At 73.5% G+C, this 15056-nt stretch carries 6 protein-coding genes; 3 read left to right on the forward strand and 3 right to left on the reverse strand.

The window, feature by feature from the left end:
- A partial coding sequence (locus DVH02_RS10555) for a type I polyketide synthase (RefSeq protein ID WP_199566232.1) occupies positions 1–1428 on the reverse strand: 1428 nt, incomplete at its 3' end.
- A gap of 402 nt (positions 1429–1830) precedes the next feature.
- Between DVH02_RS10555 and DVH02_RS10560 the strand changes: the two genes are divergently transcribed.
- The 3 genes from DVH02_RS10560 to DVH02_RS10570 all read left to right on the forward strand — a co-directional run bounded on the left by DVH02_RS10560 (position 1831) and on the right by DVH02_RS10570 (position 5398).
- On the forward strand, positions 1831–3036 hold the full coding sequence (locus DVH02_RS10560) for a cytochrome P450 (protein WP_114623515.1): 1206 nt from the start codon (positions 1831–1833) through the stop codon (positions 3034–3036).
- Between the two features lie 287 nt (positions 3037–3323).
- Entirely contained in the window at positions 3324–4241 is a 918-nt protein-coding gene (locus tag DVH02_RS10565; RefSeq protein ID WP_114623518.1) for an ABC transporter ATP-binding protein, read from the forward strand.
- Positions 4238–5398, forward strand: coding sequence for an ABC transporter permease (locus DVH02_RS10570; RefSeq protein ID WP_233518142.1), 1161 nt, complete (start codon positions 4238–4240; stop codon positions 5396–5398). Before DVH02_RS10565 ends, DVH02_RS10570 begins: the two co-directional genes overlap by 4 nt.
- A gap of 354 nt (positions 5399–5752) precedes the next feature.
- On the opposite strand, the gene DVH02_RS10575 is transcribed toward DVH02_RS10570, so the two are convergent.
- The gene (locus DVH02_RS10575) at positions 5753–6727 is read right to left on the reverse strand and encodes a Gfo/Idh/MocA family protein (RefSeq protein ID WP_114623516.1); all 975 of its coding nucleotides are present in this window, start codon (positions 6725–6727) and stop codon (positions 5753–5755) included.
- Between the two features lie 71 nt (positions 6728–6798).
- Complete coding sequence (locus DVH02_RS10580) at positions 6799–15048, reverse strand: type I polyketide synthase (RefSeq protein WP_267899054.1); 8250 nt, start codon at positions 15046–15048, stop codon at positions 6799–6801.
- Between the last annotated feature and the right edge of the window lie 8 nt (positions 15049–15056).

The raw sequence follows: 15056 nt of genomic DNA on the forward strand, positions 1-15056 counted from the left end.
GGCGTCGGAGGCGGGGGCCGCGTCGGCCTCGCCGGTCGCGGCGCCGTCCACCCACTCCTCGACGATCACATGGGCGTTGGTACCGCTGACACCGAACGCGGAGACACCCGCCCTGCGGAGGTGTTCCTCGTCCCGTCGCGGCCAGTCCTGGTTCTCCGTCAGCAGGCTGACCCGGCCGGCGGCCCAGTCGACGTGCGACGACGGCGCGTCCACGTGCAGGGTGCGCGGAAGGGTGCCGTGCCGCATGGCCAGCACCATCTTCATGACGCCCGCCACTCCGGCGGCCGCCTGCGTGTGCCCGATGTTCGACTTCAACGAGCCCAGCCACAGCGGCCGTTCGCGGTCGCGCCCGTACGTGGCGAGCAGCGCCTGCGCCTCGATGGGGTCGCCGAGCCGTGTTCCGGTGCCGTGCGCCTCCACGGCGTCCACGTCCGCCGTCGTGAGCGCCGCTCCGGCGAGCGCGGCACGGATCACACGCTGCTGGGAGGGGCCGTTGGGGGCGGTGAGGCCGCTGCTGGCGCCGTCCTGGTTGACGGCGCTGCCCCGGATCACGGCCAGTACGGGGTGTCCGTTGCGGCGGGCGTCCGACAGGCGCTCCAGCAGGAGCAGACCGGCGCCCTCGCCCCATCCGGTGCCGTCGGCCGCGTCCGCGAAGGACTTGCAGCGGCCGTCGGGGGACAGACCGCGCTGGCGGCTGAACTCGGTGAAGGTGACCGGGGTGGACATGACGGCGACGCCACCGGCCAGGGCGAGAGAGCACTCGCCGTTGCGCAGCGCCTGGGAGGCGAGGTGCAGGGCGACCAGGGAGGAGGAGCAGGCGGTGTCGACGGTGACGGCCGGGCCCTCCAGGCCGAGGGTGTAGGCGATCCGGCCGGAGGCGATGCTGCCCGCGCTGCCGTTGCCGAGGAAGCCCTCCAGGCCCGGCGGCGGGGTGTCGAACCGTGAGCCGTAGTCGTTGTACATCACCCCGGCGAAGACCCCGGTGGCGCTGCCGCGCAGGTCGGCCGGGTCGAGGTGGGCGCGTTCCATGGCCTCCCAGGCGAGCTGGAGCAGGATCCGCTGCTGCGGGTCGGTGCCCAGTGCCTCGCGCGGCGACATCCCGAAGAAGTCGGGGTCGAAGTCGGCGGCGTCGTGCAGGAAGCCGCCCTCACGCGTGGAGCAGGTGTTCGGGTGTTCGGGGTCCGGGTGGTAGAGCGAGTCGACGTCCCAGCCGCGGTCCTCGGGGAACGCGCTGATGGCGTCGGTGCCGTCGGCGACGAGCCGCCACAGGTCCTCGGGGGTACGCACGTCGCCGGGGTAGCGGCAGGCCATCGAGACGATCGCGACGGGCTCGCGGTCCTTGGCCTCCAGCTCGCGCAGCCGGGTGGTGGTGCGGTGCAGATCCGCTGTGACACGCTTCAGATAGTCGCGCAGGCGGTCTTCGCTCACAGCATGCTCCCCGTGCTCGGGGCGCGCACCACGACAGACACGACCGGCGGCAGGTCAGCTGCGCTCGGAACCGTAGACGTCACCGGACCTCCTCAGGCTCGGACACACACACGCTGGGCATGGTCTTCTCGGACAGCTCGAACCCGCCCATTCTGAGGGTGCGTCCGGCGTACACGGCGCCTCGGCCCCGTAGTCTGAAAAATCCCCTAGGGTCTTTCGTTTGGATCAGGCCGGATGAAGGGCCGCGCGCCGCCGTACGGTCCTGTGCGGGGCTCCGGCGGCGGTCCGCACCGGCAAATCCCTAGAGTCGCGCGAGTTTTGTGGCCGCAACCCCGGACGGCGTGCTGCGCTGGGGCGTTCCCGCCCGCCGTGTGCGGCCCGTCCTGTGAGAAGGGTTCCCCGATGGCCACCGTGCCCGATCCTGTCGTTCCCGAAGTGTCCGCGCCGCCGGAGGTCGGACTCGACGGCGGTGCCTCCCTCCTGGCGTGGCTGCGCCGGATGCGGGACGAGCAGCCGGTGTGGCGCGATCAGGCGGGCCACTACCACGTGTTCCGGCACGAGGACGTGCAGCGGATCTCGGCCGACCCCGCGACCTTCTCCTCGGACACGGTGGGACGGCTCTCCGGCGGAGAACGGCAGGCGGCCGGAGGCCAGTTGCTGCTGATCGACCCGCCCAGGCACGGCAAGATGAGGCGGCTGGTGAGCAAGGTGTTCACCGCGAAGATGGTCGCCGCGATGGATCCGCGCATCACCGAGGTGGCCACCGACCTCCTCGACGGACTGGACGGGGACCGGTTCGACCTGGTCGAGCAGTTCGCCAATCCACTGCCGGTCATCGTGATCTCCTCGATGCTGGGGGTGCCGCCGTCCGACCGGCCGCTGTTCCAGGTGTGGGCGGACAGCCTGCTCACGGTGGACTGGGAGACGCCCGAGGGCGCCAAGACACTGGGCAGGACCGTGGAGGAGCTGGGCGGCTACCTCCAGCAGCACGTCACCGAGCGGCGGGCGCGCGAGTCCGACGACCTGATCGGCCTGCTGGTGCGGGCCGAGATCGACGGCGAGCGCCTCAACGACGAGGACGTGGTGAGCTTCGCGGCGCTGCTGCTGCTCGCGGGGCACGTCACCACGGCCGCGCTGCTGGGCAACATGCTGCTGACACTGGACCTGGAGGAGGGTCTGCTCGGTGAACTGCGCGCGGACCGGGCGAGGATCGCCCCGTTCACCGAGGAAGTACTGCGCGCCAGGCCCCCGTTCCTGAAGGTCGACCGGGTGCCGACCCGTCCGGTGGAGATCGCCGGGGTGCAGGTGCCGGAGAACTCCGCGGTGCATTTGTGGCTGTTGTCGGCCAACCGCGACGAGCGGGTCTTCCCCGAGCCCGACCGCTTTGTGCCGGACCGTCCCAACGCCCGGCAGTTGGCGTTCGGGCACGGCATCCACTACTGCCTGGGAGCGCCGCTGGCCCGGATGGAGGGGCAGATCGCTCTCAACCTGATGCTGGACCGTTACGCCGACATCCGGGTGGACCGCGACAGCCCGCTGTCGTACTTCGACAACCGTGTCAATGTGTTCGGTCTCCGCCGGCTGCCGCTCTCGGTCAAAAGGGCCTGACCGGCACCGCCGCCCAACCGGCGATTCCCTAGACTTCACCGTCCCACGTGGCAGTCGCCGGACCGTCCGTGCTGAGGTGAAGCCCCGCACCGCCTAAGAGCGACTTCGCTCCCGTTCCCGTTCGGTAGCTGCCGGCCGAAGGCGGTCGGCAGCGGGCGGAGGGCCCGGAACACCCCGGATCCGCCCGAACCCCCAACCGATCACGGAGGCGACAGTCGAGTGATGGACCTTCAAGTGTTGTGCGAGGGAGCCGCGTCACGGCTCCGCAGGGTCAGGGCGGCGGCCTCGTGACGGCGGCCATCGTCGCGGACGGCGTACGGAAGAAGTACGGGGACATCCAGGCGGTGGACGGGGTCTCGCTGCGCGTCGAGGCGGGCGAGTTCTACGGCATCCTGGGCCCCAACGGAGCGGGCAAGACGACCACCCTGGAGATCATGGAGGGGGTGCGCGAGCCCGACGAGGGCCGGATCGAGCTGTTCGGCAAGAGTCCCTGGCCCCGCGACCTCGCCCTGCTGAACCGGATCGGCGTGCAGTTCCAGTCGTCGTCGTTCCTGGACAAGCTGACCACCCGGGAGACGATCCGGCTGTTCGCCTCGTTCTACCGGCTCGGCACCCGGCGGGCGGACGAGATGCTGGAGCGGGTCGGTCTCACCGAGTTCGGGAAGGTCCCCGCGGACAAGCTGTCCGGCGGCCAGGCGCAGCGGCTGTCGATCGCCTGCGGTCTGGTGCACTCCCCGGAGATCGTCTTCCTGGACGAGCCGACCGCGGGTCTCGACCCGCAGGCCCGTCGCAACCTCTGGGACCTGCTGCGGCAGGTGAACGAGGAGGGCCGCACGGTGGTGCTGACCACGCACTACATGGACGAGGCGGAGTTGCTCTGCGACCGCGTGTCGGTCATGGAGCGCGGCACGGTGCTCAAGACGGGCAGCCCGGCGGCCCTCATCCGTGAGCTGGAGGACTCGGTTCGGGTCAGCGTGGAGTCCGGCCTCATCAACGAGGAAGAACTGCCCAAGCTGCTGGCGGCCGCCGGGGTGGCGGACGCGTCGGTGGAGGACGACGGCGTCTCGCTGTCGATCACCACCCGTACGCCCGGCCCGGTGCTGTCGATGCTGGCGGACCGGGGCTCCCTGCGGGGGCTGGCGGTACGTGGTGGAACCCTGGAGGACGTGTTCCTCCAGCTGACCGGACGGGAGTACCGGGCGTGAGCGTCGAGGAGACCACCACCAGGCCCGAGCCGGAGGTTCGGGCCACGGCCGGCGGCCCCGCCGGGCAGTCGGCGGGCAGCGGGGACGACCGGCTGCGCCCGGTGTGGCAGCTGGCTCGTACGATGATCCTGAGCGTGCTGCGGGACAAGGGCACGATCTTCTTTCTGCTGATCTTCCCCATCCTGTTCCTGCTGCTGTTCGGCACCCTCTTCAAGACCAGCGGCACCTCGCACATCGAGGTGGCGCAGCTCGGCGACGTACAGGTGCTCGACGAGCTGCGTGGGGCGCAGCGCGAAGAGGTCACGAAGGCCGCCACGATCACCCGTGTGGACAACGAGGCGGACGCGCTGCGGCAGGTGCGCGAGGGCGACTACGACGCGCTGGTGATGCAGGACGGCGGCAAGGTGGTGCTGCGCTACAGCGCGGCCGACTCGGTCAAGGCCGCCTCGGCGCAGGCCGCGCTCAACTCCCTTCTGGAGCGGGCGAATCTGGCCGCCACGGGCCAGCCGCCCACATACACCCTCGAGGCCACTCAGGTCCAGGACGACTCGGTGAAGCCGATCCAGTACCTGACCCCCGGTCTGCTGGGGTGGGCCATCGCGTCGAGTTCGGTGTTCAGTTCGGCGCTGACCCTGGTGACGATGCGCCGCAGGAAGATCCTCCAGCGGATGCGGATGTCGTTGGTACGGCCGTGGGAGGTGGTGGCCGCCAGGATCGCGATGACGATGGCGATGGTGCTGGTGCAGACCGCGCTGTTCCTGCTGGTGGCGACCCTGCCGTACTTCGGGCTCCAGTTGAGCGGCAGTTGGTGGCTGATCGTGCCCCTTGTGGTGTGCGGGACGCTGCCGCTGATGTCGCTGGGCATGTTCATCGGCTCGGTGACCAAGACCGAGGAGTCGGCGGGTGGTCTGGCCCAGCTGCTGGTGCTGCCCATGTCGTTCCTGTCGGGGGCGTTCTTCACGCTGGACTCCGCTCCGAGCTGGGTGCAGGCCGTGTCGTACCTGATGCCGCTGCGCTATCTGGTGAAGGGCGGCGAGCAGGTGCTCAGCCGGGGTGGCGGTCTGGTCGACGTGCTGCCGTCGATGGGCGGGATGCTGCTCTTCACGGCTGTCGTGACCGGGCTGACGCTGCGGTTCTTCAAGTGGAACGACGCGTGACGCGCCGCCGCTGAGTGAAGGCCGCCCGGACACCGGGGCGGCGGCGGTGGGATGACAGAGCCGGGGCCCCGGCCGGACACGGATCCGGCCGGGGCCCCGGTTTCGTGCCGTGCCGGGAGTTTGCCGTGCCGGGGACGTGCCTGCCGGCAGTGTGCTGTGCCGTGCCGGGGGCATGCCGTGCCGGGAATGTGCTGTGCCGGGGACGTGCCTGCCGGGAGTGTGCCGGACCCGGTCGTCTCCTTGTCCGGGAACGCGGGAGCGGGGCGGTGAGGGTGTCGTGTTCCGGCCGCCCTCGCCGCCCCGCTCCTGTGCCCCGCCGCCGGCCGCGTGAGCGACCGGGGCGTGAGCCGTGTGTCAGCCTCCCGCGGCCTGCCGTACGGCGTCGACGAGGGTGGCCTGGCGCAGGAGGTCCTCGCCGGGTGTCTTCAGGTCGCCGCCGTCGAGAGCGGTGCGCGCGAAGTGGGAGATCAGCGAGCCGAACTGGTGCCCGGCGGGCAGGGTGCGCTCCTCCGTGAGGTCCTGGCGGGTCAGCCGCAGCACGGGCCGCAGGGTGGGCGGCGCGGTGAACGCCCGGTCGAGGGTGAGGGTGCCCTCGCTGCCCCACAGGGTGACGGCGCAGCGGTAGGCGCGGTCGAAGCCGAAGCTGAGCTGTCCGGTGCGTCCGGCGGGGTCGGCGACCAGGGCCGCGCCCGCGGTGTCGACGCCGGTGCCGGGGTCGGTCCGCAGCACCGCCCCGTGCACGCCGGTCTCGGGGCCGAGGTAGAGGGAGGCGGCGCGCAGTGTGTAGACGCCTGCGTCGAGGAGGGCGCCGCCGCCGAGGGCGGGGTCGTAGCGGATGTCGCCGGACGGCAGCGGCGGGAAGCCGAACTCGGCGGTGAGGTGGCGGACTTCGCCGATGGCGCCTTCGTCGACGAGGGCGCGTACGGCATCGTGCTGGCCGTGGTGGAGGAAGGCGAAGTTCTCCATCAGCAGCAGGCCCGCGGTGCGGGCGGCGGCGACCAGTTCGGCCGCGTCGGCCAGGTTCGTGGTGAGCGGCTTCTCGGCGAGGACGTGTTTGCCCGCCGCGAGGGCCCGGCCCACCCACTCGGTGTGCAGGGCGGGCGGCAGCGGTACGTACACGGCGTCGATGTCGTCGCGCGCCAGCAGCTCGGCGTAGCCGGTGACGGCCTCGCAGCCGAACGCGCGGGCCACGTCCTCGGCCTTGGCGCGGCTGCGGCTGGCCACGGCGACCAGCCGTACCGACGGGTCGGCGGCGAGGGCGGGGAGGGTGGTGCGGCGCGCTATGGCGGCGCACCCGAGGACGCCTGTGCGCAGGACTCGGTCGGTCACGGTGCTGCTCTCTCCGGTCTGTCCCGCGGTGCGCGGGAGCGTGACGAGGGGTCGGGGGGCCGGGGGTCGGGTCACGACTGGCCGAACCGCTGGTCGATGAAGTCGAACAGGTCGTCGTCGCTGGCTCCGTCGAGGTGGTCCTCGACGGCGGTGGCGGTCGCCGGTCCTGTGTCGCCGTAGGCGGTGTCGGCGGGCAGCCCGGTGGGGGCGGCGGAGTCGAGCGCGGTGAGGAGTCCGCGCAGCCGTTCGGCGAGCGCGGAACGGACCGGGCCGTCGCCGGTGATCTCGGCGAGCGCGCCTTCCAGCCGGTCGAGTTCGGCGAGGACCGGCTGGACGGCCGCCGAGGCGCTGGGCGCGGTCTCGGCCCGCAGGTGGCGGGCGAGGCCGAGGGGCGTCGGATAGTCGAACAGCAGGGTGGCGGGCAGCCGGAGTCCGGTGGCGGCGTTGAGCCGGTTGCGGAGTTCGACGGCGGTCAGTGAGTCGAAGCCCATCTCCAGGAAGCCCCGCTCGGGGTCGACCGCGTCGGAGTCGGCGTAGCCGAGGACGGCCGCCGCGTGGTCGCGGACGACATCCACCAGGACTTCCAGGCGTGCTTCGGCGTCGAGTCCGGCGAGCCGGTGGCCCAGCCGCTCGGCGGGAGCGGGCCCGTCGGCGGTGCCGGTGCCGGAGCCCCGGCCGGCGGGGGCGGGGCGGACGAGCGACCGCAGCAGGGCGGGCACCTCGCCGTCCGGGGTACGCAGGGCGGCCGTGTCGAAGCGGGCCGGGACGAGGACGGGCCGGTCGGTGCCGACGGCCGCGTCGAACAGGTCGAGGGCCTGCTCGGACGGCATGGGGACGACTCCGCCGCGCGCCATGCGGACCCGGTCGGCCTGGTCGAGCTTGCCGGTCATTTCCGACCGGTCCTCCCACAGGCCCCAGGCGAGGGACTGCGCGGGCAGTCCGCGGGCCCTGCGGTGCTGGGCGAGGGCGTCGAGGAAGGCGTTGGCGGCGGCGTAGTTGCCCTGGCCTGATCCGCCGAAGACACCGGCCAGTGAGGAGTACAGGACGAAGGAGCGCAGTGGCTGCTCGCGGGTGAGGTCGTGCAGGTGGAGCGCGGTGTCGGCCTTCGCCGCGAGCACGGTGCCGAGGCGTTCGGGGGTGAGCGAGGCGATGACGCCGTCGTCGAGGACACCGGCGGTGTGCACGACGGCGGTCAGTGGGCGGTCGGCGGGGACGGTGGCGAGCAGCGCGGCGAGCGCGGCCCGGTCGGAGGTGTCGCAGGCGACGAGTTCGGCGTGGGCGCCGAGCGCGGTCAGATCGGAGAGGAGGGCGTGGGCGCCGGGGGCGTCCGGGCCGCGTCGGCCGACGAGCAGCAGGTGCCGGGCACCGTGCCGGACGGCGAGGTGGCGGGCGACCAGGCTGCCGAGGGTGCCGGTGGCGCCGGTGACGAGGACCGTGCCGTCCGGGTCGAGCAGGGGGAGCGGCGCGGTGTCGGCCGTCCGGGTGAGCGGCAGCCGTACCAGCCTGGCCACGCGCAGTTCGCCCTTGCGCAGGGCGAGTTGCGGTTCTTCGTGGCCGACGGCGGCGGTCAGGGCCCGGTGGGACTCCTGTGCGCCGTCCCAGTCGAGGAGCGTGAACCGGTCGGGGTGCTCGGACTGGGCGGTGCGCACCAGGCCGCGGACGGCGGCGGCCACCGGGTCGGGGGCCTGGTCTCCGTCGTGGACGGTGACGGCGTGCCGGGTGACGAACACGAGCCGGGTGGTGGCGAAGGTGTCGTCGGCGAGCCAGTCCTGGAGCAGCCGCAGGGCGGCGCCGGTGGCCTCGCGGACGGTGGCGGGGTCGGGTGCGGCCGACGGGTCGCCGTCGTCGCCGGGTGCGGGTACGGCGGCCAGGACGGTGCCGGGCAGCGGGGCGCTGCCGGTGGCGACGGCCTGGGCGAGGGCGCGCAGGTCGCGGTAGTGGGCGGCGGTGAGCGCGGCGCCGAGCGCGGGGGCCTGGTCGCCGCCGAGGACGGCCCATGGCCGGTCGGCGGGGCGGGACGCGGTGGTCGCCGTCACCCAGTCCACGGTGTGGAGGTGGCGGGCGGCGCGGCTGCCGCCGAGCGCTCCGGCGGGCAGCGGACGCAGGGTGAGCCCGGTGACGGTGGCGACGGGCGCGCCCGTCGGGTCGTCGACCCGCAGGGTGACGGTGTCGGGCCCGGCGGGTGCGAGGTGGACGCGGAGAGTGTCGGCGCCGACGGTGTGCAGGCGGACGCCGGTCCAGGCGAACGGCATGAGCGCGGTGCCCGCGGCGGCGGTGAGGCCGACGGTCTGGACCGCGGCGTCCAGCAGCGCCGGGTGCAGCCCGTAGCGGGCGGCGTCGGGGGCGGCGTGATCGGGCAGGGCGACCTCGGCGTACACGTCGTCGCCCAGGGTCCAGGCGGCGGTCAGGCCCTGGAAGACCGGCCCGTAGGCGAAGCCTCCGGCGGCGAAGCGGTCGTAGAGCCCGTCGAGGTCGGCGGGTTCCGCGCCGGGCGGCGGCCACTCGGCGAGCGGTGTGGTCTCGGCGGGCGCCGGAGCGGGGGTGAGCTGTCCGACGGCGTGCCGGGTCCAGGGTTCTTCGTCGCCCGCCTCGTCGGGCCGGGAGTGCACGGTCACCGTGCGGGTGCCGTCCTCGGCGGGTTCGCCGACGGTGACCTGGAGGTGTGTGGCGGTCTGCTCGGGCAGGACGAGCGGTGCCTCCAGGGTGAGTTCCTCGACGGCGGCGCAGCCGGTCCGTCCGGCGGCGTGCAGTGCCAGTTCGAGGAAGGCGGTGCCGGGCAGGATCGGTGTGCCGGAGACGCTGTGGTCGGCGAGCCAGGGGTGGGTGTCCAGCGACAGCCGTCCGGTGAGGAGGTGGCCGCCGCCCCCGGCGAGCGCGGTGCCCGCGGCGAGCAGCGGGTGCGGCTCGGCGGCGAGTCCGGCGGCGGTGAGGTCGGGCTCGCCGGGCGCGGCGTCCAGCCAGTACCGGGCGCGCTGGAACGCGTACGTCGGCAGCTCGGTGCGGCGGGCGGGCGGCCCGGCGAGGGAGCGGGCCCAGTCGGGTCCTGCGCCGTGGACGTGGAGGGTGGCGAGGGCGGTGGTGAGGGCGGTGTCCTCGGGCCGGTCGCGGCGCAGCAGCGGTACGACGACGGCGGCCTCGGGGTCGGTGAGGCAGTCGCGGGTCAGGGCGGTGAGGACGCCGTCGGGGCCGAGTTCGAGGTAGGCGGTGACGCCCTGGCGTTCCAGCGCGGCGACGGCGTCGGCGAAGCGCACGGTGCCGCGCACATGCCGTACCCAGTAGTCGGCGCCCTCCAGTTGTCCGGCGTCGGCGCTCTCGCCGGTGAGGTCGCAGATGACCGGCAGGGTCGGCGGGGTGTAGGTGAGTTCGCGCGCGACGGCGGCGAACGCGTTCCGCATCGGCTCCATGCGGGGCGAGTGGAAGGCGTGCGAGACGGTGAGGCGCTTGACGCGCACTCCGGCCTCGCGCCAGGTGGCCGCGAGTTCGTCGACGGTGTCCTCGTCACCGGAGACCACGACGGACCGTGGCCCGTTGACCGCGGCGAGGGACACCCGGTCCTCGTGGGTGAGCAGCGCGTCGTTGATCTGCTCCTCGCTGGCCTCGACGGCCAGCATGGCTCCCCCGGTGGGGAGTTGCGCCATCAGCCGGCCGCGCGCGGCGACCAGACGGCAGGCGTCGGTGAGGTCGAGGACCCCGGCGACGTGTGCGGCGGCGATCTCACCGACGGAGTGGCCGAGGACGACGTCCGGGCGCAGCCCCTGGTGTTCGAGCAGCCGGAACTGGGCGACCTGAAGGGCGAACAGCGCGGCCTGGGTGTAGTCGGTACGGTCCAGCAACTCGGCGTCCTGGGTGCCGGCGGGCGCGAACATCACGTCCCGCAGCGGCCGTTCGAGGTCGGGGTCGAGTTCGGCGCAGATGGCGTCGAGGGCGTCGGCGAACACCGGGTGTGCGGCGTACAGGTCGCCTCCGGTGCCGGGGCGCTGGCTGCCCTGCCCGCTGAAGAGGAACGCGGTGCGGGCGCCGCGCCGCCGGGTGCCGCGCACCAGGCCGGGTGCCTCCCGGCCGTCGGCGAGGGCCCGCAGGGCGGTGTGCAGTTCGGCCCGGTCCCGGCCGACGGCGGCGGCCCTGTGGTCGAACACGGCGCGTCCGACGGCGAGTTCGTAGGCGATGTCGGCGGGCGCGGTCTGCCCGCCCGTGGCGGCGTCGCCGTCGGTGTTGCGGCGCTCGGCGGCCGGGGCGTCGGGGTCCTCCAGGTGGGCGAGGACGCGGGCGGCCTGGGCGCGCAGCGCCTCGGGGCCGCGCGCCGACAGCAGCCAGGGGACGACGGCGTCCGGGGCCGCCGGGCGGGCGGAGTCCGAGGGCACCGGGGCGGTGGCCTCGGCGGGCGCCTGCTCCAGGATCACGTGGGCGTTGGTCCCGCTGATGCCGAAGGCGGACACCCCGGCGCGGCGCGGCCGGTCCCGCTCGGGCCAGTCGGCGGCCTCGGTGAGGAGGGCCACCGCGCCCGCGGACCAGTCGATGCGGCTGGACGGGGTCTCGGCGTGCAGGGTGCGGGGCAGCAGCCCGTGCCGCAGGGCCAGCACCGTCTTGATGACTCCGCCGACGCCCGCGGCGGCCTGCGTGTGCCCGATGTTGGACTTGAGGGCGCCGACGAGCAGCGGCCGGTCAGCGGGCCGGTCCTGCCCGTAGGTCGCCATGAGCGCCTGTGCCTCGATGGGGTCGCCGAGGAGGGTGCCGGTGCCGTGCGCCTCGACGACGTCCACATCGGCCGGGGCGAGGCGGGCGGCGGTGAGCGCCTGCCGGATGACCCGCTGCTGGGCGGGGCCGCTGGGTGCGGTGAGTCCGTTGCTGGCGCCGTCCTGGTTGACGGCGGAACCGGCGAGGACGGCGAGCACGGGGTGGCCGTTGCGGCGGGCGTCGGAGAGCCGCTCCAGCAGCAGGACACCCACGCCTTCCGCCCAGCCCGCGCCGTCGGCCTCTTCGGAGAACGCCTTGCAGCGGCCGTCGGGGGCGAGGGCGCGCTGCCTGCTGAACTCGACGAAGGTGTCCGGGGTGGAGATCACGGTGACGCCGCCCGCGAGGGCGAGGGTGCACTCACCGGTACGCAGTGCCTGCGCGGCCATGTGCAGGGACACCAGCGACGACGAGCACGCGGTGTCGACGGTGACCGCCGGGCCCTCCAGGCCGAAGGTGTACGAGATGCGTCCGGAGGCCACGCTGCCCGCGCTGCCGGTGGCGAGGTAGCCCTCGAAGTCCTTGGGCGCGCGCTGTACCCGTGAGCCGTAGTCGTGGTAGTTGGAGCCGACGAACACGCCGGTACGGCTGCCGCGCAGGGTGGCGGGGTCGATGCCGGCCCGTTCCATCGCCTCCCACGACGTCTCCAGCAGCAGCCGCTGCTGGGGGTCGACGGCGAGAGCCTCGCGGGGGCTCATGCCGAAGAACTCGGGGTCGAAGTGGTGGGCGTCGTACAGGAATCCGCCGCCGCGGGTGTAGAAGGTGCCGGGCCGGTCGGGGTCCGGGTCGTAGAGGCCCTTGAGGTCCCAGCCGCGGTCGTCGGGGAGAGCGCCCACGGCGTCGCCGCCGTCGACGAGCAGGCGCCACAACGCGTCGGGGCTGTCGACGCCGCCCGGATAGCGGCAGCCCATGGACACGATGACGACGGGATCGTCGTCCGCTGCCACCGGGAGTGTCTGCGGGTCGTCCGGGGTGGTGTCGGTGGCGGCGCCGAACAGCTCCCGGTCGAGGTGTGCGGCCAGGGCGGCGGCGGTGGGGTGGTCGAAGACGAGGGTGACGGGGAGCCGCAGCCCGGTGGCCTCGGCGACGGTGTTGCGCAGGGCGACCGCGGTGAGGGAGTCGAAGCCGAGGTCCCGGAAGGCGCGTTCCTCGTCGATCTCCTCCGCGGTGGAGTAACCGAGCGCGGCGGCTGCCCACTTGCGGGCCACGGCGAGGAGTTCACGGTGCCGCTCGTCGGCCGGTAGCGCGGCGAGCCGGTCCGTCAGCGCGTTGCCGGTGGCGCCGGGGCCGCTCGGCGTCGTACGGGCCGACTGGGCGGCGCGTACCTCGGGGAGTTCGGCCAGCAGCCGGGGCGCGTCGGCGGAGTGGGTGAACGCGTACGTCTCCCATCGCACGTCGGCGACGGCCAGCACGGGTTCGGTTCCGGCGACGGCCTGCTGAAGGGCGGTCAGGGCGTACTCGGCGTCCATGGCGGGCATGCCGGTGCGGGCGAGGCGCGCGCCGGTCTCGCCTGAGGCGAGGCCACCACCGCCCCAGGCGCCCCAGGCGACGGAGGTGGCGGGCAGTCCGTCGGCGTGCCGCTGCCGGGCGAGGGCGTCGAGGTAGGCGTTGGCGGCGGCGTAGCTGCCCTGCCCGGGTCCACCGAGGGTGCCGGCGAGCGAGGAGAACAGGACGAAGGCCGACAGCTCCAGGTCGCGGGTGAGTTCGTGGAGGTGGCGTGCGGCGGCGATCTTGGGCCTCAGCACGGTCTCGGCGCGTTCGGGAGTGAGGGTGTCGAGGACACCGTCGTCGAGGACACCGGCCGCGTGGACGACGGCGGTCAGCGGCGACTCGCGTCCCACGGTGGCCAGCAGGGCGGCCAGTTCTTCGCGGTCGGCGGCGTCGCAGGCGGCGAGTGTGACGCGGGTGCCGAGTGCGGTGAGTTCGGCTTCCAGAGCGGCGGCGCCTGGCGCCTCGGCCCCTCGGCGGCTCACCAGTACCAGGTGCTCGGCGCCGGTCGCGGCGAGTCGCCGGGCGACCTGGGCGCCGACGCCGCCGGTGCCGCCGGTCACCAGGACGGTCCCGGTGGGCGTCCAGGCGGCGGGCGCGTCCTCGGCGAGCGCGGCCCGCGCGAGCCGCCGGGTGAACACCCCGGAGGGGCGTACGGCGACCTGGTCCTCGCCGACGGCCCCGGAGAGGACGGTCACGAGTCGTGCGAGGGCGCGGTCGTCGAGGTCCGCGGGCAGGTCGACCAGCCCGCCGAAGCGCTGCGGGTACTCCAGTGCGGCGATCCGGCCGAGGCCCCAGGTCTGGGCCTGCGTGGGGGAGACGAGCCGGTCGGAGCGCCCGGTGGAGACGGCGCCGCGGGTGGCGAACCACAGCGGGGCGCCGACTCCGGCGTCCCCGAGGGCCTGCACGAGGAGGGTGTTGAGGGCGAGCCCGCCGTCGAGGCTGCCGCCTTGGGCGTACGGCGCCTCGGCCAGGGCCAGCAGTGACAGCACGCCGACCGGCGAGGCGTTGTCCCCGCCGCCGTCCACGGCGGTGGCGAGCAGTCGCGCAAGACCGTCACGGCCGAGGTCGGGGGCGACCTGGACCGTGGTCACGCGTATGCCGTGGTGGGTGAGGGCGTCGGCCACGGCACCGACGGCATCCCGTTCCGCCTCGGACGCGACGAGCAGCCACTCCCCCTCCGGCGCACCGGCCACAACGTCCCGGCCGACCGGACGCCAGAGCACCCGATACCGCCAGCCATCCACCACCGACCGCGCCGACTGCCCCAACCGCCAATGCGACAGCACCGGCAGAGCATCCGCCAACACCCCGCCATCGGACAACCCCAACGTCTCCGCCACGGCACCCAGATCCTCGCGCTCCACCGCCGCCCAGAAACGAGCATCCACCACCGACTGAGACGACTCCCCCACCCCAACGGCAGGAACCGTCCGCTCCAACCAGTACCGCCGCCGCTGGAAGGCGTAGGTCGGGAGCGGAACGGTGGTGCCGTCCTGACCGGCAAGAACAGCCGTCCAGTCCACGGGAACACCCCGCACCCACGCCTCAGCCAACGACGTCAGGAAACGCCCACTACCCCCGTCGTCACGACGCAGCGTGCCCACCACCACCGCGTCCGCGGCAGCCTCCTGTACGGCCATGCCCAACACGGGATGCGAACTGACCTCGACGAACGCGCCGAAACCCTGCCCGGCCAGACTCTCCACCGCCTCAGCAAACCGCACCCGCTGACGCAAATTCCGATACCAATAACCGCCGTCGAGTTCAGCCGTGTCCACAAACGCGGCCTCAGTCGTCGAGAAGAACGGCACCCCACCCACCCGAGGAGCAACCGGCGCAAGAACCTCCGCCAACTCGTCCTCAAGCGCCTCCACATGCCACGTGTGTGAGGCGTAGTCCACCGGGACCCGCCGCACCCTCACCTCATCCGACTCACACCGCGCCACCAGCTCATCCAGCGCGTCCGCGTCACCCGCCACCACCACAGAACCCGGACCATTCACCGCAGCCACATCAATACGCCCCACCCACCCCGCCAGCAGCTCTTCAACCTCCGCCAACGGCAGGGACACCGACACCATCCCGCCACGACCCGCAATCGCACGAA

Origin of the sequence: Streptomyces corynorhini, assembly GCF_003346515.1 — a bacterium.
Classification (GTDB): Bacteria; Actinomycetota; Actinomycetes; order Streptomycetales; family Streptomycetaceae; genus Streptomyces; species Streptomyces corynorhini.